General features: G+C 60.6%; 26 protein-coding genes. 13 read left to right on the forward strand and 13 right to left on the reverse strand.

All coding sequences use genetic code 11. The annotated features are described in order from the left end of the window. Positions 1–355 precede the first annotated feature (355 nt). The 9 genes from ACMZPQ_RS07675 (at position 356) to ACMZPQ_RS07715 (ending at position 9,633) form a co-directional block, all read left to right on the forward strand. Positions 356–3,601 carry a DUF6531 domain-containing protein gene (locus ACMZPQ_RS07675; protein ID WP_197580197.1) on the forward strand — a complete coding sequence of 1,082 codons (3,246 nt, stop codon included), beginning with the start codon at positions 356–358 and terminating at the stop codon, positions 3,599–3,601. Further along, entirely contained in the window at positions 3,601–5,451 is a 1,851-nt protein-coding gene (locus ACMZPQ_RS07680; RefSeq protein WP_197580196.1) for an RHS repeat-associated core domain-containing protein, read from the forward strand. The genes ACMZPQ_RS07675 and ACMZPQ_RS07680 overlap by 1 nt, the downstream gene beginning before the upstream one ends. After that, positions 5,448–5,759, forward strand: coding sequence for a hypothetical protein (locus ACMZPQ_RS07685; protein WP_197580195.1), 312 nt, complete (start codon positions 5,448–5,450; stop codon positions 5,757–5,759). Before ACMZPQ_RS07680 ends, ACMZPQ_RS07685 begins: the two co-directional genes overlap by 4 nt. Further along, positions 5,756–6,121 (forward strand): hypothetical protein, encoded by a 366-nt coding sequence (locus ACMZPQ_RS07690; RefSeq protein WP_197580194.1) that lies wholly within the window; start codon positions 5,756–5,758, stop codon positions 6,119–6,121. The genes ACMZPQ_RS07685 and ACMZPQ_RS07690 overlap by 4 nt, the downstream gene beginning before the upstream one ends. A 95-nt stretch (positions 6,122–6,216) precedes the next feature. After that, positions 6,217–7,089 carry an RHS repeat-associated core domain-containing protein gene (locus tag ACMZPQ_RS07695; protein ID WP_197580193.1) on the forward strand — a complete coding sequence of 291 codons (873 nt, stop codon included), beginning with the start codon at positions 6,217–6,219 and terminating at the stop codon, positions 7,087–7,089. 30 nt (positions 7,090–7,119) lie between these two features. Beyond that, positions 7,120–7,443 carry a hypothetical protein gene (locus tag ACMZPQ_RS07700; protein WP_197580192.1) on the forward strand — a complete coding sequence of 108 codons (324 nt, stop codon included), beginning with the start codon at positions 7,120–7,122 and terminating at the stop codon, positions 7,441–7,443. 795 nt (positions 7,444–8,238) lie between these two features. Then, positions 8,239–8,376 (forward strand): hypothetical protein, encoded by a 138-nt coding sequence (locus tag ACMZPQ_RS07705; protein ID WP_197580191.1) that lies wholly within the window; start codon positions 8,239–8,241, stop codon positions 8,374–8,376. A 33-nt stretch (positions 8,377–8,409) separates the two neighbouring features. Continuing rightward, positions 8,410–8,847, forward strand: a complete 438-nt coding sequence (locus tag ACMZPQ_RS07710) for a DUF4124 domain-containing protein (RefSeq protein ID WP_414485937.1) — start codon at positions 8,410–8,412, stop codon at positions 8,845–8,847. 24 nt (positions 8,848–8,871) lie between these two features. After that, a complete protein-coding gene (locus tag ACMZPQ_RS07715) occupies positions 8,872–9,633 on the forward strand; it encodes a hypothetical protein (RefSeq protein WP_197580190.1) in 762 nt (253 codons plus the stop codon). 34 nt (positions 9,634–9,667) lie between these two features. Here ACMZPQ_RS07715 and ACMZPQ_RS07720 read toward each other — a convergent pair whose 3' ends face one another. Next, positions 9,668–9,913 carry a hypothetical protein gene (locus ACMZPQ_RS07720; RefSeq protein ID WP_312645302.1) on the reverse strand — a complete coding sequence of 82 codons (246 nt, stop codon included), beginning with the start codon at positions 9,911–9,913 and terminating at the stop codon, positions 9,668–9,670. 318 nt (positions 9,914–10,231) lie between these two features. On the opposite strand from ACMZPQ_RS07720, the gene ACMZPQ_RS07725 reads away from it, so the two are divergent. Together ACMZPQ_RS07725 and ACMZPQ_RS07730 are read left to right on the forward strand one after the other, a co-directional pair. Next, the gene (locus tag ACMZPQ_RS07725; RefSeq protein WP_197580189.1) at positions 10,232–10,570 is read left to right on the forward strand and encodes a DUF3653 domain-containing protein; all 339 of its coding nucleotides are present in this window, start codon (positions 10,232–10,234) and stop codon (positions 10,568–10,570) included. A gap of 70 nt (positions 10,571–10,640) precedes the next feature. Next, the gene (locus tag ACMZPQ_RS07730) at positions 10,641–11,003 is read left to right on the forward strand and encodes a hypothetical protein (RefSeq protein ID WP_197580188.1); all 363 of its coding nucleotides are present in this window, start codon (positions 10,641–10,643) and stop codon (positions 11,001–11,003) included. On the opposite strand, the gene ACMZPQ_RS07735 is transcribed toward ACMZPQ_RS07730, so the two are convergent. From ACMZPQ_RS07735 to ACMZPQ_RS07775, 9 genes are all read right to left on the reverse strand, one after another. Next, entirely contained in the window at positions 10,992–11,615 is a 624-nt protein-coding gene (locus ACMZPQ_RS07735) for a TraX family protein (RefSeq protein WP_197580187.1), read from the reverse strand. The two genes, ACMZPQ_RS07730 and ACMZPQ_RS07735, sit on opposite strands and share 12 nt — an antisense overlap. Then, positions 11,612–12,817: a zonular occludens toxin domain-containing protein gene (locus ACMZPQ_RS07740; RefSeq protein WP_197580186.1), complete on the reverse strand. Its 1,206-nt coding sequence runs from the start codon at positions 12,815–12,817 to the stop codon at positions 11,612–11,614. The genes ACMZPQ_RS07735 and ACMZPQ_RS07740 overlap by 4 nt, the downstream gene beginning before the upstream one ends. After that, on the reverse strand, positions 12,814–13,143 hold the full coding sequence (locus ACMZPQ_RS07745; protein WP_197580185.1) for a DUF2523 family protein: 330 nt from the start codon (positions 13,141–13,143) through the stop codon (positions 12,814–12,816). The genes ACMZPQ_RS07740 and ACMZPQ_RS07745 overlap by 4 nt, the downstream gene beginning before the upstream one ends. Before the next feature lie 2 nt (positions 13,144–13,145). After that, on the reverse strand, positions 13,146–14,516 hold the full coding sequence (locus tag ACMZPQ_RS07750; RefSeq protein ID WP_414485938.1) for a hypothetical protein: 1,371 nt from the start codon (positions 14,514–14,516) through the stop codon (positions 13,146–13,148). A 216-nt stretch (positions 14,517–14,732) separates the two neighbouring features. Next, complete coding sequence (locus tag ACMZPQ_RS07755) at positions 14,733–14,978, reverse strand: hypothetical protein (RefSeq protein WP_197580183.1); 246 nt, start codon at positions 14,976–14,978, stop codon at positions 14,733–14,735. A 237-nt stretch (positions 14,979–15,215) separates the two neighbouring features. Beyond that, positions 15,216–15,479, reverse strand: coding sequence for a single-stranded DNA-binding protein (locus ACMZPQ_RS07760; RefSeq protein WP_239503928.1), 264 nt, complete (start codon positions 15,477–15,479; stop codon positions 15,216–15,218). Continuing rightward, complete coding sequence (locus tag ACMZPQ_RS07765) at positions 15,476–16,531, reverse strand: replication initiation factor domain-containing protein (protein ID WP_312645279.1); 1,056 nt, start codon at positions 16,529–16,531, stop codon at positions 15,476–15,478. The genes ACMZPQ_RS07760 and ACMZPQ_RS07765 overlap by 4 nt, the downstream gene beginning before the upstream one ends. Continuing rightward, a complete protein-coding gene (locus tag ACMZPQ_RS07770; protein ID WP_197580182.1) occupies positions 16,521–16,697 on the reverse strand; it encodes a hypothetical protein in 177 nt (58 codons plus the stop codon). Before ACMZPQ_RS07770 ends, ACMZPQ_RS07765 begins: the two co-directional genes overlap by 11 nt. Then, positions 16,694–16,978, reverse strand: coding sequence for a hypothetical protein (locus tag ACMZPQ_RS07775; protein ID WP_197580181.1), 285 nt, complete (start codon positions 16,976–16,978; stop codon positions 16,694–16,696). Before ACMZPQ_RS07775 ends, ACMZPQ_RS07770 begins: the two co-directional genes overlap by 4 nt. Before the next feature lie 327 nt (positions 16,979–17,305). Here ACMZPQ_RS07775 and ACMZPQ_RS07780 point away from each other — a divergent pair, with 327 nt between their 5' ends. After that, the gene (locus tag ACMZPQ_RS07780) at positions 17,306–17,617 is read left to right on the forward strand and encodes a DUF3693 domain-containing protein (RefSeq protein ID WP_414485942.1); all 312 of its coding nucleotides are present in this window, start codon (positions 17,306–17,308) and stop codon (positions 17,615–17,617) included. On the opposite strand, the gene ACMZPQ_RS07785 is transcribed toward ACMZPQ_RS07780, so the two are convergent. Next, positions 17,596–18,057: a DUF6265 family protein gene (locus tag ACMZPQ_RS07785; RefSeq protein ID WP_197580179.1), complete on the reverse strand. Its 462-nt coding sequence runs from the start codon at positions 18,055–18,057 to the stop codon at positions 17,596–17,598. The genes ACMZPQ_RS07780 and ACMZPQ_RS07785 overlap by 22 nt on opposite strands. Before the next feature lie 89 nt (positions 18,058–18,146). Between ACMZPQ_RS07785 and ACMZPQ_RS07790 the strand changes: the two genes are divergently transcribed. Further along, positions 18,147–18,995 carry a helix-turn-helix domain-containing protein gene (locus tag ACMZPQ_RS07790; protein ID WP_197580178.1) on the forward strand — a complete coding sequence of 283 codons (849 nt, stop codon included), beginning with the start codon at positions 18,147–18,149 and terminating at the stop codon, positions 18,993–18,995. A 46-nt stretch (positions 18,996–19,041) separates the two neighbouring features. Here ACMZPQ_RS07790 and ACMZPQ_RS07795 read toward each other — a convergent pair whose 3' ends face one another. Together ACMZPQ_RS07795 and ACMZPQ_RS07800 are read right to left on the reverse strand one after the other, a co-directional pair. After that, entirely contained in the window at positions 19,042–19,815 is a 774-nt protein-coding gene (locus ACMZPQ_RS07795) for a hypothetical protein (RefSeq protein WP_197580177.1), read from the reverse strand. Positions 19,816–19,877: 62 nt separating this feature from the next. Next, complete coding sequence (locus ACMZPQ_RS07800; protein WP_197580236.1) at positions 19,878–20,357, reverse strand: GNAT family N-acetyltransferase; 480 nt, start codon at positions 20,355–20,357, stop codon at positions 19,878–19,880. Positions 20,358–20,388 lie beyond the last annotated feature (31 nt).

A 20,388-nucleotide genomic window follows, 5' to 3' on the forward strand; every position in this document is an offset into this window, starting at 1 on the left:
CAGCCGGCTCGCGTTGCGACCAAGCGCGCGGCGTGACTGGGCAAAACGCATTGCCTTGCCCTCGCCGCGGGGGCAGCCGATTTCAGGCACGTGGGTTGCGAGGCGGGAGGGAGGGCGTTAATGCCACAGCTCCATCCGAGCGTGACGCGTCACATTATTTGGCGCGAGTTCCACGCCGCATGGTGCCGAAAATGGCCCTCAGGTGTGCTGGCTGCCACCGAAACAACAGCTCTGCCTACCACACTTCACGGCGCTTCCACTTTGCTGAATCTGCTGTTAGCCTTCGCTTTCTGAACCGCTCATTCAGGCGAGGCTCGCTAAGCGCGTATCGCCCCTGACAGGACCCGGAGAGAGCATGAAGCTCGGCACGACAGGCACGTCACGATCCAGATTTCTACTTTACCCACCGCTTCTGCTGATTAGTGGCGGCCTGGCTGCAAGCGCTCAAGTCCCCGATCCAACAAACATCGGCGGCGTCGAAATTCGCCTGAACCGCTGGGTTGACCCAGTCATCCCTCCCTCCTACTGGAGTGAGCCGGGGTTCGGCCCCGGAGACTCCATTGGAGACTTTGGCGGTGGCGGTGGCGGCTCTGAGCCCACACAGACCGCCAAAGAGCAGGAGACCGACGATCGTAGCGGCGACTGCGGAGAAACCAAGGGCAATCCGGTCGTTCTCTACACTGGCAACAAGGTGGAGCATGAGCTCGATTTCGCCAGTGGCGGCGAAATGGGCCTGTACCTGCAGCGCAGCTACAACCATCACTGGAGCGCCACCGGCCTGTTCGGCAATCACTGGCTGAGCAGCTTCGATTATTCGATCGCATTCTCTGCAGACCAGTCCACCGCCTGGAATCAGCGGCCGGACGGCCGCCGGATCAAGTTCCTGCTGGACCCGGCCACCGGGCGATGGAACGAAGACAAGGCACAGCCGATTGCCTACATCATCAAGAACACGGACGGCAGCTACACGCTGCATAACGATGAGAACGGCACCGAGCGTTACAACACGGATGGCTACATCCTCCAGCTGCGGAACGAGCAAGGTGTCGCCTGGGATTTTGCATACAACAGCAAGTATCTGCAGACGGTCACCCATGCGTCCGGTCGCCAAGTGAAGTTCACCTGGACGGGCGGGCAGGTAACGCAAGTGACCGACCCGGCGGGCAATGTCTATCAGTACAGCTATTCGCCGAATGTATTCGGGGCAGGGCGGGGCCGGCTGGCGTCAACCACGTTGCCAGGCGCGCCAACGACCACCATCACCTATCACTACGAAGACAACCGTTATCCGGGCGGCCTTACCGGCAAGTCGTTCAACGGCGTGCGCTACTCCACCTTCGCCTACGACGCAGAAAGGCGCGCGATCCTTTCCGAGCATGCCGGCGGCGTTGACCGCCATCTCTTCAGCTATGTTGTCGAAAGCACAGAGCCGGTTCTGCCTCCCCCGTCCCCCACTCGGCCGGGTGGTCCGTATTCGGAAGAAGAGCGGGGCTGGTGCGAAGGCGGGGTGTGCTACCAGCCGCTCTCGCTGCCAGGCGGCAGCGTGCCGCTGGCCATGTCCGCCGGTTCCGCAGGGCCGGCCAATGCCGCACTCTCTGCAACGCCCGACAGCAAGCAGCGCCCGGTCAAGATCAAGACCATCGAGACCAACCCGCTGGGACGCACAACCACCTATGCCTATGAGGATGGCCGGCAGACGTCGGTAACCGGCACTGCGTCCCCACGCTGTGCGGCCAGCTACAAGGAGCGCAGCTACGACGCGAACGGATACCCCGATCTGGTTCATGACTTCGCAGACAACCTCACCGACTTCGACTACAGCCCCCAGGGCTATCTACTGAAGCAGATCGAGGCAACGGGAACTCCCGCTCAGCGCACCACGACGTTCGAGTGGGATATCGCAAAGAATCGTCGCACCAAAGTGACTGTGGCAGGCGATCGGGAAACGTCGTACACCTACGATCCGCGCGGCAATGTGGCATCGATAACCGTGCGCAACCTCAGCTCGAAGGGCGTTCCCAATCAAAGCAGAACCACGAACTACAGTTACACCTACCACACCAATGGGCTGAAAGCATCGATGAAGGTCGATGGCCCCCTGGCCCAGGACGATGTCACCTCTACGTTCAGCGCCCAAGGCGATCTGCTCAGCATCACCAATGCACTGGGTCATAGCACCGGATACAGCGGTTACAACGGCCTGGGCCAGCCAGCGCGAGTAACACAGGTCAATGGCCAGGCCAGGGAATACAGCTACGATGCGCGTGGCCGGGTGACGAGCCAGCGCGACAGCGTCGGCAGCAGCTGGGCAACCACCACATACGGATTTGACGGCACAGGCAATCTTGCCAGCCTGACCCGACCGGACGGCGTCATCGAACGCTATCAGTACGACGCTGCGCGCCGCTTGCAGTCGGAAGTAAAGCCACTTGGCGATGGCACCTATGCCTGGACCCGCTATAGCTACGATGCCGCCTCGAACGTCACCCGCAAGGAAATCGCCCATACCGACTATCCGCTGGGAAGCAGCGTCACGGGTGTGATTGATGAGCTGACCCACGACGGAAGCTGGAACTGGTACCTGCGGGGCTGGGCTTGCAGCACCGGCTCCAATAGCTCCATTGACGTGCACGGTTATGCCGATGGCGGCACATTCCTGGGAGGGACCCAGGCAAGCCTTGCCAGTGACGCCGGCGTCGCCGCAGCCTGCCAGGCCAATGGAAGCGCCTATCGATTCCAGTTGCCGATTTCCCTGGCCCAGCGCCAGCAGCTCGGCGGAAAGACCGTCACCATCTACGGGCTTTCCCCCCAAGGTGCTGCGTTCAACAAGCCACTCGGCAACTCGGGCGCCTTCGCCATTCCCACTGCAACGGTCATCGGCGATGTCGCCGGCATCGGCAATGATGCGGGCTGGAACTACCATGTCGAGGGCTGGGCCTGCTCGGTGGGGGTGAACAGCTCCATCGATGTGCATGCCTATGTTGGAGGCCCTGCAGGGGCGGGCACCTTCGTTGTCTCCGGCAGGGCAGATCTGGCCAGTGACGCCGGCGTTGCCAACGCCTGCCAGGCTCAGGGCACGGCCTATCGATTCCGGCTGCCATTGAGTACGGCAGTGCGCGAGGCCCACGCCGGGAAGCCAATTTTCATCCACGCGATCTCCCCGGCAGGCCAACAGCATCTGTTGATCAATCGTTCGGGTAGCTTCGCGGTTCCCGCAATCGTCCGCAGTGCCGAGTTCATCACCTTCAATGCCAATCCGGAGTACATCCAGGGCGGCGGCGGCAGCACACTGACGGCGCAGGTCCGGAATACCGGCAATGTCATCTGGGACGGCAACACCTACCTGGCCTGGGGCCTGGAGCGCCTGGACCAGAGGCGCGGGCTGCCCGGCAATATTCCGCCCGGAGGCGTGGCAACGTTCACCATTGAAGTGGAGCCGCCGAACCCCGGGGGTACCGGCAGCTGGGTGTACACCTATGTCGCACAGATGGCGACGGGCGGGGCAGGGTGGGGGCCGCGACCCACAGTGAGTATCGGCGTCGAGAACGTCATGGGTGGATGCTCCGGCCCGTCGGGCCTTGACTGCGAGGTGCCGCGCTGATGTCACTGATCACATTGACTCTCATGGCGATGAATACTGTCATGGTTGCGACCAATTACGAGTATGACGAGCTCGGCAGGGTGATTGCCGAGACGTCCGCCAGCGGCTTGAATGTGCGCTACAGCTACGACGCGGAAGGGCGCGTCACGCAGATCACCGATTCGCAGAACCGGATGACGAAGATGAGCTATGACCCGCTGGGACGCATGGTTCAGTCCATCGACGCGGCGAATGGGACCACCCATTTCTCCTACGATCTGGGCGATCGTCTGACGCGGGTCAGTGACCCGCGAGGCTTGACCACTACCTACGAGTACGACGGGTTTGGCCAACTGTGGAAGCAGAACAGCCCGGATACGGGTGTCACTGATCATCAGTACGATGCGAGCGGCTTGCGTATCGCCACTGTCCGGAATGACGGAAGCGTAGTTGGCTACGGATACGATGGCCTGGGACGCGCAACGAGCATCACTGCAGAAGGGCAGCAGCAGACCTTCAGCTACGACAGTTGCATTGGCGGGAAAGGAAGACTGTGCGCCTCCAGTGCGCCAGGGGCGAGCAACAGCTTCACCTACAACGCCGAAGGGCAGATAGCCAGCCGCAAGGATCGCAGCACGCTGGGCGGCGCCACGACGGAACAGACCACGTCGTACGCGTTCGATGCCTTGGGGCGGCTTTCGACTCTGACCTATCCCGATGGTGCGATAGCCCGCTACTCCTATACTTCACTTGGGCAGGCCAAATCGCTGCAGCTCACGGTTGGGGCGACAGCGCACACCGTCATCGCTGATACCACCTACACGGCAATTGGCAGCCGAAAGAGCCTCGCACATGGCAATGGGCTTACCCGTACCTACGCGCTGGATTCCAGCGGGCGCCTGGAGGCCATGGCAGTAAGGCGACCGGACACCAGTCCGGTGACTCGCACGAACTACAGCTACAACGCAGACAACGAGATCACCCGCATCGGCGACGATGTCGATGCCAATCGCACCCAGATATTCGGCTACGACACGCTTAGCCGGCTAACGCAGCTTCAGCGCGCTGGTGCGAGCCACACGCTGGGGTACGATGCGGGCGGGAATTACAATAGCTACCTGACGGGCAATCAGCTCACCACCTACAACATCGATCCGCTGAGCAATCGAATCCAGGGGTACGCCGCCCCCGGCGTAAGCCGCAGCTACCAGTACGATGGCCTCGGAAACCGCATCAGCGAGACTGACGGCGCCAGCACGTCGAGTTGGACCTATGGGCCGTTCAATCGCATGGAGCAGAGCAACATTGGGGGGCTGTCGACCCAATACCTGCTCAATGCATTTGGACAGCGGGTAGGCAAGCGCAACAGCCAGAGTGCCAGCCTGTATTTCTACCAGGGGCAGAACCAGCTGCTCGCCGAGCAGACCCAGGCCACGTGGACGAACTACCTGTGGTTTGACGGTGAGCTGGTGGGCATTGCGCGCAGCGGGCAGATAAGCCATGTGCATACCGACCATCTGGGGCGGCCAGAGCACGCGACAAACAACAGCCAGCAGATGGTATGGAAGGCATACAACTACGCGTACGGCAGAAGCGTACTGCAGGACAACATCGGAGGACTGAACATCGGCTTCCCGGGGCAGTACTACGATGCCGAGAGTGGGCTGTGGTACAACGGATTCCGGGACTACGACGCGACCATTGGGCGCTATGTGCAGAGTGATCCGATTGGGTTGCTCGGCGGTCACAATACATATGCCTATGTTCGTGGAAACCCGATTAGCTTGACCGATCCGCTCGGCTTGGCACCTGCGTCGGGCGCAATGGCAGATTGTTTGGAGCAGATTTTGGCCAGTCAGTTGCTGGCGTGAATGTCAGGAATAAGGCAATCGTCAACAACGATTTCGTAACGACACGAAGGAACTCAATCCGTCTTCCGCCCACTTTGCCTGTCGATGAATTCTTTGCCGATCGCGGTTTGGTTTTGCATGAGTACTACCATGTGCTGCGGCAATGGAATACGGGTCAGTTGTCTCGCGGGGCTTATGCGGCAGAGTTCATGCGGAACGGATCAGCAGATGGAAATCGCTTCGAGGATGCTGCAAATGCGTTTTCCAAGAGCCACGCCCAGGCACTTAACGACTGCCTGCAGAAGAAGAAGGAGGAGTGCAGCAAATGAAGATGGGGGTGCCAATTCTCATGGTCGCATTGATGGTCACGGGCTGCACGGCATTCGGCGGCGATATGATCATTCGGGTGTCTGGATCAGTGCCGCGATCGGGGCTGGAAGATAAGCCGGGTGAGCCGTGCCAACTTGGCATGGTTTCCGCCGAGACCGGTGAGCAGTCGCCAACACGGGACATCCCTGCTGACTTCTCCACAACAATGATGGTTGTTGCCGGGCAGAAGCCGAAATCCTACTACTTTGTGGCCGAATGTGACGATGGCCGCAAGTTTCGCTCGGATGAAGTCTCCATCAGTAGCCGTAGCTCGTACAGCAGGAAATTTGATTTGGGAGCGTTTGTCGAGAGTGAACCCTAGTTCAAAGATAATGCAGGTACGATGGCCTCGGAAACCGCATCAGCGAGAATGACGGCGCCAGCACGTCGAGTTGGACCTATGGGCCATTCAATCGCATGGAGCAGAGCAACATTGGCGGGCTGTCGACCCAGTACCTGCTCAATGCATTTGGACAGCGGGTAGGCAAGCGCAACAGCCAGAGTGCTAGCCTGTACTTCTACCAGGGGCAGAACCAGCTGCTCGCCGAGCAGACCCAGGCCGCGTGGACGAACTACCTGTGGTTTGACGGTGAGCTGGTGGGCATTGCGCGCAGTGGGCAGATTAGCCATGTGCATACCGACCATCTGGGGCGGCCAGAGCACGCGACCAACAACAGCCAGCAGATGGTATGGAAGGCGTACAACTACGCGTACGGCAGAGGCGTGCTGCAGGACAACATCGGAGGGTTGAACATCGGCTTCCCGGGGCAGTACTACGATGCCGAGAGTGGGCTGTGGTACAACGGATTCCGGGACTACGATGCGACCATTGGGCGCCACGTGCAGAGTGATCCGATTGGGTTGCTTGCTGGCGCCAATACGTACGCGTACGTGAATGGAAATCCAATTTCGTATATCGATCCAGAGGGCCTTCAGCGGACCTTTGCAGACTGTGTGTCTGAAAGGCGCTGGGATTGGGGAAAACTTGGAGCCAGTGGTCCCGAGGGAACATCGTCAATCGGCAACGCCGCATCTGGCGGACAGGTCGCGAACACGGCTGCGAATGTCGCGGTTGGCAGCACGGGGTCGGGAATTGGCACCGCTTCGCACGCAACAACATGGCAACATTCGGCGGGTTCAGAGGCTGGCCAAGCGCTTCAGCGCGTCTCCAACGGCCGGAGCTTCGACCCAGTGCAAGCATCCTGGAGTTCTGCGGGCAGATTGGCGGGCCGGGTTGCTGTTGTTACAACCATATGGGAAGGCTTCTGGAATATAGGATCCATGGTCTAATTGTGGCTGCAGCTCAGGTGGTGGATAGCAATGTCAAGCCCCATTGATTGTCGAGATGCAATTTCTCCGGAGATATTTTATGAGCAGCACTACGCCGAAAGCGGCCTGGATGAAAGGTTAGTTATTGAGCTTTTGAATCATGTCGCCCAGGAGCTTCGCTTGCCAGTTACGAAGCTGCGACCAGATGATCGATTCGCGGTTGAGCTAGCTCCCAAAAAAGGTGGGACATGGGATTCAGGGTATGGAATTTTGCTATATGAAGTTCAACGCCACGCGAGCAAGAAGGGAATTACAATTGATAGGCGAATTAGCACGCTAGATGACTACCTGAGGGTGATGTCGGAAGTCTATTGAATGAGTTCACTCAAACTCAAATTTTTACCCGCGAAGCGTGGCAGCAGTGTCGAACCGCTGCTTTTGGCACACGCCCCACGAAGGGGCGGGGCCGTGATGCAGCCAGCATCCGGCTCGATTGCGACACGGGCCTGCCATCTCCACGAGGGCACATGCTACCGAAAACCGAGCGTGGTCGCTCGTGAACTCAAAGCGGGCAAGGCGGGAAGGATTGTGCGCATTACCTGTAGCCAGCTCACTCCTGATTGGCGCAGACTGAGGAAAGAGAGGCGGGGAGTCGTCCAAGACCTCGCAGCAAGTCTGACAGAGCCTGTTAATGGCGGTCGTCCTTATAGCCTGCAACGTGCAGGCCGCGAAGAAGGAAGAGAAATGAGGCATCTGACACGACACAGCTTCAAAGTGTCTCTATTGATTGCAATATCAGCAACCAACCTCTCGTCTGAAGCGTCTGACAAAGTGGCATGCCGGAGTTCCGATATTGATAATTACAAGTCAACAGTATACCGGGAAGGCTCCAGCATATTAGTCAGCTTCATCCCACTCCCTTATCAAGGCAGCACCTTGCGCGGAGGAGGCGGGAGGTTCATTGTCGAGGCTGGTTCCGATGGAAAAATGGTGTTTGAGCCATATCGCTGAAAAGCACCAATATCACTTCTCGGTTTCGTTTGAGCCACGATCAGCCGCAGTTTGATGATGAATCAAAGGGGCCCGGCTTGAGTCTTTTTTGAGAATGCGCTGCGCACAACCATGCTTACGAAAGAAGTGTACTCCAGGACAGCGTCAGCTGGGTTGAACATGCGCCGCCTGGCCACCACCACGATTCCGATGGTCGCCGCACTGACAGGGATGAGCTGGAAGCTGCCACGATGCCGTCGGATCTACTGCGGCTACTACGTGGGCCATCTGGCGATTCTTGTGGCTTTCGCCATCTGAGCGGTAAGCTTCGCCTAGCATCAGGGGGAAGCTATGTTCACAAGGATTGCAGCCGGATTGCTGCTGTGCGCGCTTGCCGTGCCATCGGTGGCTCAACAGGCCTACAAGTGCGTCACTAAAGCCGGCACTGAGTACCAGTCAGCGCCTTGCTCCAGCGGCGAAGCGGCTAGAACATGGGCCGTGGACGTAGCACCTCGATCTGCCACTGTGATCGAGAACGAACAGCGCCTGGACAACCTGCGCCAGCAGAACGCGGCTGCAATTGCACGGCACCCAGCGCGCTCCAACCCGACTTACCGCAGCAATGGCGGTGGTGGAGGGCGCCTCCACCATGTTTCGCAGTACAAGGACCCTAGCGCCTGCGAAACCGCCAAGGCAGAGCGTGCGCGGGTGTACGAAGCGGTTGGTATGCGTCGATCCTTTGAACTGAGTCGCCGCATGGATGACAAAGTCTGGTCCGCGTGCAAGTAGTCTCCCCACTAATGGAGCAATGAAATGGAGAGCGTGTACGAGCTTCTACGCCAGACACAAGAGACAGTTGGCCAGGTGATATCAAGCGTGCTGGAGAAGGACTACCTTTCAGCAATTGCCACGATCGCGGCCTCTTTCTTTGGCGCCATGTTTGCATTCCAGCTGCAGCAGAAGGAGAAGGATAGGGAAAGGCGGCAGCAGGAGATTGCGCAAGCGGGCGCCGCCCTTCAGTGCCCGTTCCGGATGGCGGATACGGTTGGGGGTTACAAGTCGAACTACGTGGATCCGGTTCGCGAGATGGGACCGGCCGCCGGAATAAAGCTGGCGCCCAGCCTTCCGGAGGATGTGGATCGAGAGCGCTTCAACTTCGATGGCCTCAGCTTCCTTTCTGACAACGAGGGCCAGCAGGCTGTCGCTGACTTGTGGTTAGAGGAGCGACGCTTCCATACCCTTATGAAGGCGATCGATCGCCGGTCCAAGGTTCACTTGGATCAGTACCAGCCGATAGCTGAAGCCAAGGCTCTTCATGAGCGGGGAGGGATTACTCTGCAGGAATTGCGTGTCGAAGTCGGACCGCGTGTGATTGATGAGCTTGTAAGAACTACAGAGTTCATCATTAAAGATGTGGACGACACGCTTGCATCATTGCAAGCTGTGCTGCGCAAGCGATTCCCCAAGCAGAAATTTCTTGATTTTCAGCTAATCAGTATTCTAGGAGACCAAAATTCAAGCCCCGCTCCTCAAGCGCCTGGCGTCGAAGCTGGTAGCAGGAAGAGTGGCAAATGATGGGGCGTAGGGACAACGCCCCTACGGAAGCGTCTTACATGCGCTGGCGCGGCCTCGGCCCACGGCTCATGTAGACCACATTGGACGTCTCGGCGTCGGAACCGGGCTCACGTACGCCGAACCGTCGCTCTCGGCGAATTCTGATCGCTTCGGCTAGGTAGATGACACTGGATTTCGCCGTGGTCGACGCCTTCTGTGTAGCTGAGGTCCGAGGAGCCGCCTCAGCCATCATCAGCCGCCATTCCCGCGCGATGTTGCAGGCCAGGGACCACCAGGTCATGTCGCAAGGCTCCAGTTGGTGACCCTCAGGGGTGAACATGTGTCCACCCTAGAATCCAAAACCGGCCCAGGGGCCGGTCAGGTCGATGCGATCTGCATGGGGATCGATCTTGCTCATACTTCAATCTCATCCTTGTCGGGGGACCCAACAGGGAGGCAAGAGCCAAGCCAGAGCTGGAGCCATTGCCAAGCGGAGCCCACGAACCGGATCAGGCCAGATACGGCATTTCGCATAATGTATATTATGTTCTCTACTGCGTGGCTGGCTGGCGCACTTCTTGCGTCGGCCTCGGCTCCTACTCTGGCATGGAGCCTGATCGTGCGTGATCGGAAATTGACCGGCCCATGGGCCGGTTTTTCGTTTAAGGCTGGCCGACTGGTCACCCCCGAAGGCCGCGAGCTGGAACCGCAGGATCTGGCATGGCTGTCGCTCACTGCTGCGCAGGCGCAGGAATGGCGTCGGATGATGGAGAGCGGCCGCGCGATCGGCAAGCCCCGGAAACCCTTGTCCTTCAACGCCGCCAGCGTGGTGAATCTCTCCGATGCACTGGCACAGCGCCGGGAAAAGCGGTCATCGGTGGCGATGGCTGGCCCCGACGCCGAGCCTCCCGCAGCGATCCTGCCGGTACCGGGGCCGAAACGCCGCCAGCGCGTGTGAGGCGCTTCCGTAGGGGCTCTGCCCCTACACCCCGGCTAGAATGCGCCCAGGACAACTTGGGGGGCCATAGATGGCAAGTTCGAACGGTTTGATCTGGAAAGTTGCACTGGGCGTTTTCCTCGGCGGCACAGCATGCCTACTGGCAACCTGCGGGCTGCTGGCAGTTGGCGGCAGCGCCGCAATGCAGCAGCAGGAACAGGCCAAGGCTGCCGCCATCCAAAGCTGGATGGACGAAACGGCAAAGATGACCGACGAAAGCAATCGGCGGTATGAAGCGAACAACAAGCGTATCGAGGAACAGCGCAGAATCGAGGCGCTCAACCAAGCGCGGATGACAGCACCGGTCACCTTGAAGAACGATGAGCGATGCGTCGGTGGCACGCGACTTCGCCGAGTTGAAAACGGCTGGGAGCAGTCCGGCTCATGCCCATAGAGCCGCGATAGTGGCCAGCAGCGCCAAATGGCCCACGTAATAGCCGTAGAAGGCCCACCGGCCTCGCGGCAGCTGCCAGCGCACCCCGGACAGAGCCACGACCACCGGAAGCGCCGCCAAGGCCCACAAGTTGCCGTTGAACAGGCACAGCGGCACGAACCCGGCCAGCATCAGCAGCGGTCGGCCCGTGCGGAACCCGAACCATGCCAGCAGCACGAAGGCCACGCCCGACCACTGGTAGTCCACGAATGCCGGCAGCACCACCGCGGCGAATGCCAGGACAACCCATCTGCGCTGGCTGGCCGCATACACCGCCGCAGAACAGAGCGCGAACGTCAGCAGGATGTTGAGCGGCAACCAGTAGCCGAAGGCTAGCGCATGCACCGGCTGGGCGATTGCGCCCCACATGGCAAGCCTACGAACGGACTTGACCACATCGGAACCGGGCTGGGCGAGGTTGTAGGCCATAACCAGTGCGAACAATGGGAAGGCCACCCGCCCCGCTTCGCTGAGACCTGGCACATAGCCGCCATAGATCACCTTGGCGAAGTGATCCCCGGTCATCAGGATCACGGCCAGCCACTTCAACAGTTCGCGTGCGCTGCTGGTCATAGGAGATTCGGCGCGGTGGCCGTGGTCAAGAAGGTGTCTGTAGCGTGCGCCTTCGACTCAGGGAAGGTGCCCGATGCACGCTCGACGTGCTGCATGACCGCCCCGCCCGCTTCGCTGCGGACCCTTCGGGACTCTTCCTGATAGTGCGCAGACTGCTGGTAATCGTTCATACGCCTCGCCTCAGCCTGATTGGTGTCTAGGAATGGCTCGTACTGCCCGTTGAGCGCGATCACGCGGCATTGCTCATGATCCATCGCGTACGTGGTGCCCTGCTCCGTTTTGCAGCTGCATCGCCCGATCTGATGCTCGCCATTTGCGTCCAGGCCATCCCCGGATGACATGCAGTACACGCGCGGCGGCTGATTAGTCGGAATAGACAAGGCATCGTAAGCCGGTGCCGTCCAAGGCTGGCCCTGCACGCGCGGCGTGACCCACGCCAAATAGTCGCTATTGCGCGTGATCGCAGCGGGGGGCGCTTGCTGCGCGGCTGCGACCGTCGCTACCGCTCCGTTCTCCGCCGCTTGCTGCGCTTTGTGGTCTAGCTTTTGATGCTCAAGCTCTCCATTGAGCTGCTTGTTCACGCGGGAAACCGTGTACCAACCGCCAAGCATGACCCCGACAAGCAGAAGGATCGCAGTGGGGTAATACCAAGGGATCGATTTCTCGCTGGTGTCCATGACGGTGGACTCATAGAGCCCCATCGGACGCTTGGGCAGCTTGACCCGCTTCAGAACCAGCGGTGTGACCTTCTCCGGGTTCTTTTCGTAGCGATCGAACGTTCGCAGATGGGCATAGGGCAGTCCGAATCGGCGGCGCACGTGGACATGGCGTTCGATCAAATCCTGCACGAAGTCGTCGCACTGCCGGTCGGGCGACTGGCTTACGAAAATGAAGTCCAAGCCGCGATGGCGATGCTTAGCCAGTTGCTCGACATGGTGCGGAACCGTGGAGCCCGGACGCCGCTTAGGCAGCATGCCGTGCTCATACGCCTCATCAACCACGCAGACAGCACCATCAGGGAGGAAGTTCGGCCAGTCGCAGAACTGCTCAGGCGTCATCTCAAGCATGCGCGCTTCATCATGCTTGAAACCGCGCACGTTGCAGACGTAGACCAAACGACCGGCATTGCGATAGTCGATGGCGTGATCGATGGCGTGGAGTGTTTTTCCGTGTCCAGGCTGGCCCGTATACCAGTAGATCATTCCTTGGTCACTCCCAAACGCTGCGCCGCCGAGGTAGGCATGGGAATGATCTTGAACATGAAGCGCACGGAAATGGCGGACAGGATCATGCTCATGAAGACGTCAAAACCGAGCGCACCCACGAAGTTGTGGGCCCAATCAGGCAAGCTGCCGATGTAGTTGGAAATTACGCTTCGCAGCTGCGGCAAGAGCTGATTGATTGACACAAGCGTGATGCCTGCTGTTGAAAGAACCTTGGAGACGATGCGACCGATTCCGCCGAACAGCACTGTCCAGACCAAATTGATAGCTCGCGTGATCCAACCCCAGATATCTGCACCAAGCATGATCAGTCTCCGAAAACGACGCGAAACGAAATGAACATCCCAAGCAGCAACATCACCGTCCGCATGGCCGCGATCAGCGGGCACCACCACGTTTGACCATCAAGCGAGACGGTCCCGAATCGGCCAAAGTCGAGGGTGCCCAGCTGCGGACAGGAACCACCGCCAAAGCCCGACTTATCGATCACGCTTTCATCAAATTTCCATGACCACTTGCCGGGGCCGTCAGCGTCCTCAGCACCCTCATGCGGGTTGCCGGTACTGCCCTGCCCCTCGCCCGGACGGCCTGCGCAAAGCTGTGCGCGCTGGGCGCGTAGCTGGTTGGCCTGCACGGTGTCGCCCTCAACGCTGAAAGGCGCTTCGCAGTTGCCAACGTCCCCGGTTACCTTGCCGCCGTTGGCCTTTTCTGCTGCGCAGCGAGTTGCCCAGGTCTGCATTGCGATCATGCCGAGGATGGGATCACCACCAGTCGCGGGCGGTGAAGCGCAGTTCCCGCCACCGGTAGCAGTGTTGCCGTTGCCCTCGCCTTGCTCGCCGTTGCCATTGCTATCACCGGCACCGGGGCCAGAGCCATCACCCGGCGTCGGCGTATTGCCGTTGGGCGTGCCCTCGTTCTTGTAGCCGTTGAAATTGTTGGTGGTGTTGCCGTTGTTGTTGGTGATGCTGCCGCCCGGGCCGGACGGCTTCCAGTCCTCGCCGGGGCGGTTGCTGGGAGGATTCACGCCGCTGTTGGGTGCGCTGATGCTGGCGGCCTCTGTACGCGAGTTGTTGGTCGCGGTGTGACCTTTTTGATTCGCGGTATCACTGGCACATGTGCGGAAGCCGGATACAGTGCTGATGCACGTTTTGTCCTTCGACTTGCACACTTGGTATGCCCCCGACTGATGACAGTATTCATCCTTGCTCTCAGGCTTCGGTGGCGTGTCGTCAGGAATGCAGACATCCCCGGTTGCGCGCCATGTGCCCGAGCGAATGGGGATGGCATTAGGATTGCCATTCTCACGCAGTGAGAAGTTGGTGCCGGGATCAAGATTGGGCTGAACCTTACATCCGTTGTCGCAGACGCCACCCGAGTACATCGTGCCGTTGATCATCCCGGCCTGACCATCTGCGCGTGTGTTGCATTTCTGGTTGCAGTCGTAGGGGATGCGGGAAATGAAATTGCCGTTCGTCGCAAGCAACCAAACCTCGCAACTCTTGCTATCGGCCTGATAGCCCTTGTCTACACATTGCCTTGCGGAGTTGCCCGCCTTGAACTGAGGGCTGTTGCGACAACTCATCGCCGCTTGGCCTGCATCAAAGGCGGATGCCTGGGGGGGCGCCAGCATCGACACCACAAGGCACACCAGCAGCGCTAGGAATCGAATGCGAGCCATAGCGCCCCCAGTACAGCCACGATCACGAAATAGCCCATAAGACTCCCAAAAAAGTAGGGGCGACGTGCGCCCCTACTTGGCCTGTTTGATCTTCGCCCACAGCACGAACAACCCATGAATCGCTGCAAGCACCGAGAGAATCCCCGCGATGACTGTGCTAGCCGTCGCGAGGACCTCCATAAGCGCCACAAGGACGGGCATGACACCCGAGCCCTATTAACCCTTGGCGGAGCGCTTGATCATCGCCCACAGCAGCAGCAGGCCCAGGATGCCTGCCAGCACCACGAGGATGCTGCTGACCGAGGCCTTGCCTGCGGTGATTTCCGAAATGATGGCCTCGGCCGGGCCGCCACTGGCGAACGCGGCGCCGCTGGCGACCATGGCGGTGGCACCGGCAGCGACCTTAGTGCCGGTGGAACGGGCGAAGGAAACGACGTTGCTGGCGATCTTGTTCATCTTCATGTCGGTACTCTCTTGGTTGGGTTAGAACCGCTCACGGGACACACGGGCGAACTGTCTGAAAACGCCGCCCAATGCCCAGCAGGCCGCGATGGCAAATGCGACTTGCGTACCCTCAGCCAGCGTGAGCGGCGGTAAGACTGGCTGAGGGCTTTCGATCCAGACCGGCACAGCGCAGACGCCATCGGTGCCAATGTTCTGGACCGCACACGACTGGATGTAGACCGGGTCCGGCATGGGTCAGGGCTTCGCTGCGGCCGGCGCGGCCTTGGCCTGCAACGGAACGAGGTCGACGTAACGCTTAAGCGTCAGATCGCCGTAGGCAGACAGCGCGAAAGACATGGGGTCCAAGTCGTATTCACCGGCCGGGTACGCCGGACGCTGACCGAGGCCCACACGGAACGGAAGTTCAAACCCGTTGCCGAGGTCGAGACCGACCATCTGTGAACGGATGATGGTGTTGGTCTTCTGGTTGCGCTGTTCATCGACAGCGGCGGACTTCACGCGGCAGATAGGCATAGTTCTTCTCTCACATAGCGATGGAGTGGTTCACCCTTGGCAATACCGCGAAACCGTCCGGGGTGACCGTCACGGAGGATGCGGCTCTCTGCGAAGTCGGCCCATGAATCGCCGAGCGCTCCGCGAAGGACGTTGAGGAAAGGCCCTACCTGTCGTTGCGCCCACTCGATACCGGCTTCGACAGAGGTTTCCACTTGCTTTTGCAGCGTGCGCAGTCGCGTGCACACGCCCGTAATGAGGTCCTGCAAGGCGCCGTAGGAACCGCGCAGGTAAGCGCCGGGGTTCAACAGCACATCAAGCGGGATTTCCATGTGCTTGCCGTACAGGCGAACTTCCGCGCGCACCCAGCGTGAGGACGGAAGACCTTCGGCCTTGCCCTTTTCGTAGACGCACAGTTCCTTGTGGCCTTTTCCGCCGACGTATAGCGTGCAGCCAGTGTTGTGGCCTTCATCGGAAATGAAACGGTGACGCGGCGGGCACCCGCCTTCGGTAAAGCCACCCCGAGCAGCGACCTCGCGGAGCGCATGCACGTCCAGGCGTTCGCCTTCGTAGTCGTCGTGCGCGCAGTCAACGCGGGTGATCTTGGCGTCGAGCATGGAGCACTGCTTGTAGACACGCCGCCAGTCACGAATCCACTTGCAGCCCATACCGGTAAGGCTCAGACACACGGTGTTCTTCTTGCCCCCGATGCCCACGCGGCCAACGACCTCGTTTTCGCGGTCGATGAGCACTGCCGATTGCTCGTAGAAATTCCAGTTCTTCTCACGAATCGCACCGGCGACAACCTCGCCACGAAAACCGAAGATGCGGAACAGCAAGAGGTCGAGCTTCTTGCAGTTCACTTCTTCAAGGGCGGAGAGCGGGACCACAATGGTCAGGTAGTCGATGATTGCGTCTTGCTGACCCTTTTGGCCCGTGTTACTCCCCGGGCCAATCTCCGCCGCCGCCCGCTGCCCCTTTTGACCGGGCGAAAGCGGGGAAAAGCCCCCTGCCCCGCTCTCCATAGCCATCCTGAAACGAGCGCGATCAACGGCCATTGGTGCGATCCTTCCGGAGATTCCACAGGCGACGAAGCCCCAGCCATGCCTGCTCGATCACGATGGAGACGATGGCTCCACCAACAACGAGCGCGAGAAACACAGCGACTGCCGCGAGGCCCATATCGAACTCCGCCAGTTCGGCGAATGAGGGATACCTGCTCATGCGGCGTGCTCCTGCTCTTCTGCGTAGCGAGCGGCAGCCAGAAGATCACCGCGCTTGGTGGCGGCAATTTCGAGCTGATAGAGGGTTTCTTCATCCGGGGTCCAGCCGGTTGCGGCCAGTTCGGCGCGTGCCTGGGCGATAGCGCAGGCCGCATAGACCTGCTGCAACATGACTCGGGTTTGCTCCTGCTCGCGGTGGTCGATCACCCACGAGCCGATGCGGACGAGGCCGACGCTGACGCACGCGACGGCCAGAACGATGATGAGGAACGCGTTATCCATGCCCTACCCCGCCCCCAAGCCCCTACCCCAAGGGAACCCGCCAACGGCCTTGGGGTGCCGGTAGCGGGTGTCAGGATTGATCCTGACGGGAGCAGATGTAAGCTGATCTCCTAACGAGGTGTCAAATGGAATCCTTACATGAACGCCATTGCCGACCTGCTTGACCAAGCACGCGCGGGAGGAAACTTCAACTCAGACATGGGCTTAGCTACGCGTCTTGGAGTTTCCCGACAGACTCTCCACGCGTGGCGAAAGGGCACCGCGCCCATTCCGGATGAGCGAATTGCGCAAATCAGTGAGTTGGGCAAGCTCGACGGCGCCGTGTGGATGGCGAAGATTCACGCCGAGCGCGCGACCTCTCCAGTGGAGCGCAGGGTGTGGAGGTCGGTCTTGGACAGGCTAAGCGCGGCGGCGGCAGTGCTGATGCTGGTAGTGGTCGCAGCACCCGGCGTCGCGCGAGCAAAATCCTTTGAAATCAAAGGCATGGAAGCGGGTAGTGCCGCAGTCTGTATATTATGTTACACGCCAGATCCGTTCGCGGGAGGCCGGAGCCCCCGGACACCACAGCCTCCCTATGGCCAGGTCTTCCAGCCACCTCTCCCAGTCAGCGCCCCGACTCACTCCCCACACCGCCGGTAGTCAAACGGAATCCGCAGGATCTTCCCATCATCACCAGGCCCCGAGATGCTTGCCTTCAATGAAGCACCATCACGCCGGTACTCGATGCGATTCGGAAAATCATGCTGCGGATTCTCAAACACCACCCAGTTCTCGCCATGCTCGGCAATGACGAACGTGGTCGGCGCCACGCCATTGGGCTGCACATGAAAGCCAGCCGCTTTGCCTGCCGGCACGAGCCGCATGTACTCAAATGACTCCATGCTGCCGCGGCTCAGCGTGCGGGACATCCCAAGCAACGCGCCGCCAGCTTCCGGCAGCCAGACCTCGTCCAGCCGGCGTTCCTCGGTGCCACCGCACCAATGCCCGGCCAACCAGTCGAACTCGGCCGGCGCCGCCGTGGCCGCGCCGCTCGCCAACGCCAGTCCTGCGCCCAGCATCACCATCTTCGACCTCAACATGCCCTGAGCTCCTGGTTGGGTTCGCCGCAGGTTAGCGGCATGGCGCCCGGTCCGCTTGTAAAAACGCGCAGGATGGCGTCCGATGCCGCATGGACTACTTCGAGCACCCTGCCCCCGACGAGCTGCGCCGGCATGTCCAATGCCTGTGGTGGCTGCGGGACGAGGCGCCCGGGAATGACGTGCAGGTCATCTACCCGGATGGCCGTTGCGAGCTGATTGCCGAGCTTGGCGTGCCGCTGCATCTGCATGGGGCCGATGGCCGGATCCGTTCCGATCTGCCGTTCTGTTTTGCGGCTCAGCAATGTGGTCCGATCCGCCTGCAGGCCATCGGCGCGGTGTTCTGCATCGGGGTGCGGCTGCAGCCCGCAGCGAGCGCTCTGGTTGCTGGCCCTCGGCTGCCCGGGCTTCGCGACCAGGCGCCGGACCTTTACACACTGGATGCTGCCTTTGCCGAAGTGTTCAGCACGGCCGCCCGCGCCAGTGCGGCAAGCGGCTCGCCCGAGCCGCTCTGGCAGATCCTGCGCGAGCGTTGCACCAGCTTCGCCCTGGATGAGCGCGTCGAGCAGGCGGTTGCGGCGCTGGATGCCATCGAGGGCGACCTGCGTATCGCCGAACTGGCACGCCGGGTTGGCATTTCGTTGCGCGCCCTGCAGACGCGCTTTCTGGCCGCTGTAGGCATGACGCCCAAAGAGTACGCCCGTGTCCGCCGACTGCAGGCGCTGTTGCGCACATTGGATGGCGAAGCGGCCAGCATCGCCTCGGCCGCCGCGCGCCATGGTTACAGCGACCAGGCCCATGCCACGCATGAGCTGCTGCACTGGACCGGCGTCACGCCCGGCCGACTGGCCCATGCACTGCGCAGCGATCGCGGCAGCAGCGATGCGTTGCAGTTGGCGGCGGCGTTTGTACGCGGAACCAGTGCCGATCGCACGCCGTGAGCCCCCTGCTCTACCAAGCCCTTCAGCCAGGGCGGCGGACGAACCGTTACGATCCGTTCGGGCCCCGATTGAAATCTGGCCGCGCTGTCACCTTCTGCAACGCGATGCAGCGCAGAGCGAGTGCTCTGCCGCCATCTTCACCTGCCTTGATGGAACCATCGCGGGACAGCAGCAAGGCTTCACGCCTCACCCGATACGCGGAATCCGAAGATGCCCGCGTTGGTTCATCCACGCCCCCTTGAAGTGGCGCTCCTGGCAACGCGGATTCGGGAATCGCCCCAAGAACGGCGAGCTGAGCGCACAAGCCCGCGTAGTAGGCATAGTACTCATCCTGCCCACGGGCATCCCCGTCAATGCGACCGAGTATATGAAAGGTCTCATGCGCCACCAGATCAACAAGATTGCCCTCTCGTCTCTCCCGGTTACTGAATGCCGGCGCAGCCAACGCAAGATGCGCTGATCGATAGCCAAAGCTCCACCTGCTCACGGAAATGGATTGCCCTTCAGGCACGATGATGACCGAATAGCGGATGCTGCGCTTGGGGAACCATCGCTCCGCTTCGGTGGCGGAGGCGTCTATGTTCCGGCAGGTTCTTTCAACATCTGGCTCGACGCCCGGGTAGATCTCAAGTTGGATCCTGCGTGTGACAGACTCGCATACCTTGATCTCAGGGGTGCCGGACGCAAGATTCGATCCAGGTAGATAGCTCTCACTGCGCAGGTAGATCCAGCCTGCCAGAAGGGTCGAGCTGACCGATGTGTAACCTGCGGATGAGACCTGCGGCGGGATGCTCTTTGGCTGCAAGGCGCAGGCGCTCATGAAAGAGCAGAATGCAAAGACGCAGGATGTTCGCCAGATCACGCTCGCCCTACTCCAGGCCGCTACAGAAACCGGTGCATCACAAACACGTCCACCAGCACCAGCGTTCGATGCCGGAATGCCTCCGGTAGCGTTCCAGCCACCGCAAACCCCAGCTTCCGGTACAGCGCGACGGCCGGCGTGTTGGTACTGACCACGTAGTTGAACTGCATGGCCAGGAAGCCTTCCGTCCGCGCCCGATCCAGGCTGTGCTCCACCAGCGCCCGCCCAATGCCGCGCCCCTGCACTGTCGGGTCGACCACGTAGGTGGCGCTGGCCACGTGTGCGCCCAGATCGGGGAAGTTGGCGCCCATCTTGTACATTCCGACTACGCGGCCTTCCAGAACTGCCACATTAGCCGGCTGCAGCCCGAACCAGTGGCTCCGGAAGGTGCCGGCCTCGAAGGTGCCGGCGAACGGCAGCGCATCCTCGGTCGCAATGGCGGCCCTGAAGATGGCCCACATGGCGTCGAAGTCGCTCTGCTTGGCAACTCGGATCTCCATGCCGCTCCCACTGAAATCTGGCGCGATTGCC

It is taken from the genome of Stenotrophomonas maltophilia (genome assembly GCF_047497515.2).
Classification (GTDB): domain Bacteria; phylum Pseudomonadota; class Gammaproteobacteria; order Xanthomonadales; family Xanthomonadaceae; genus Stenotrophomonas.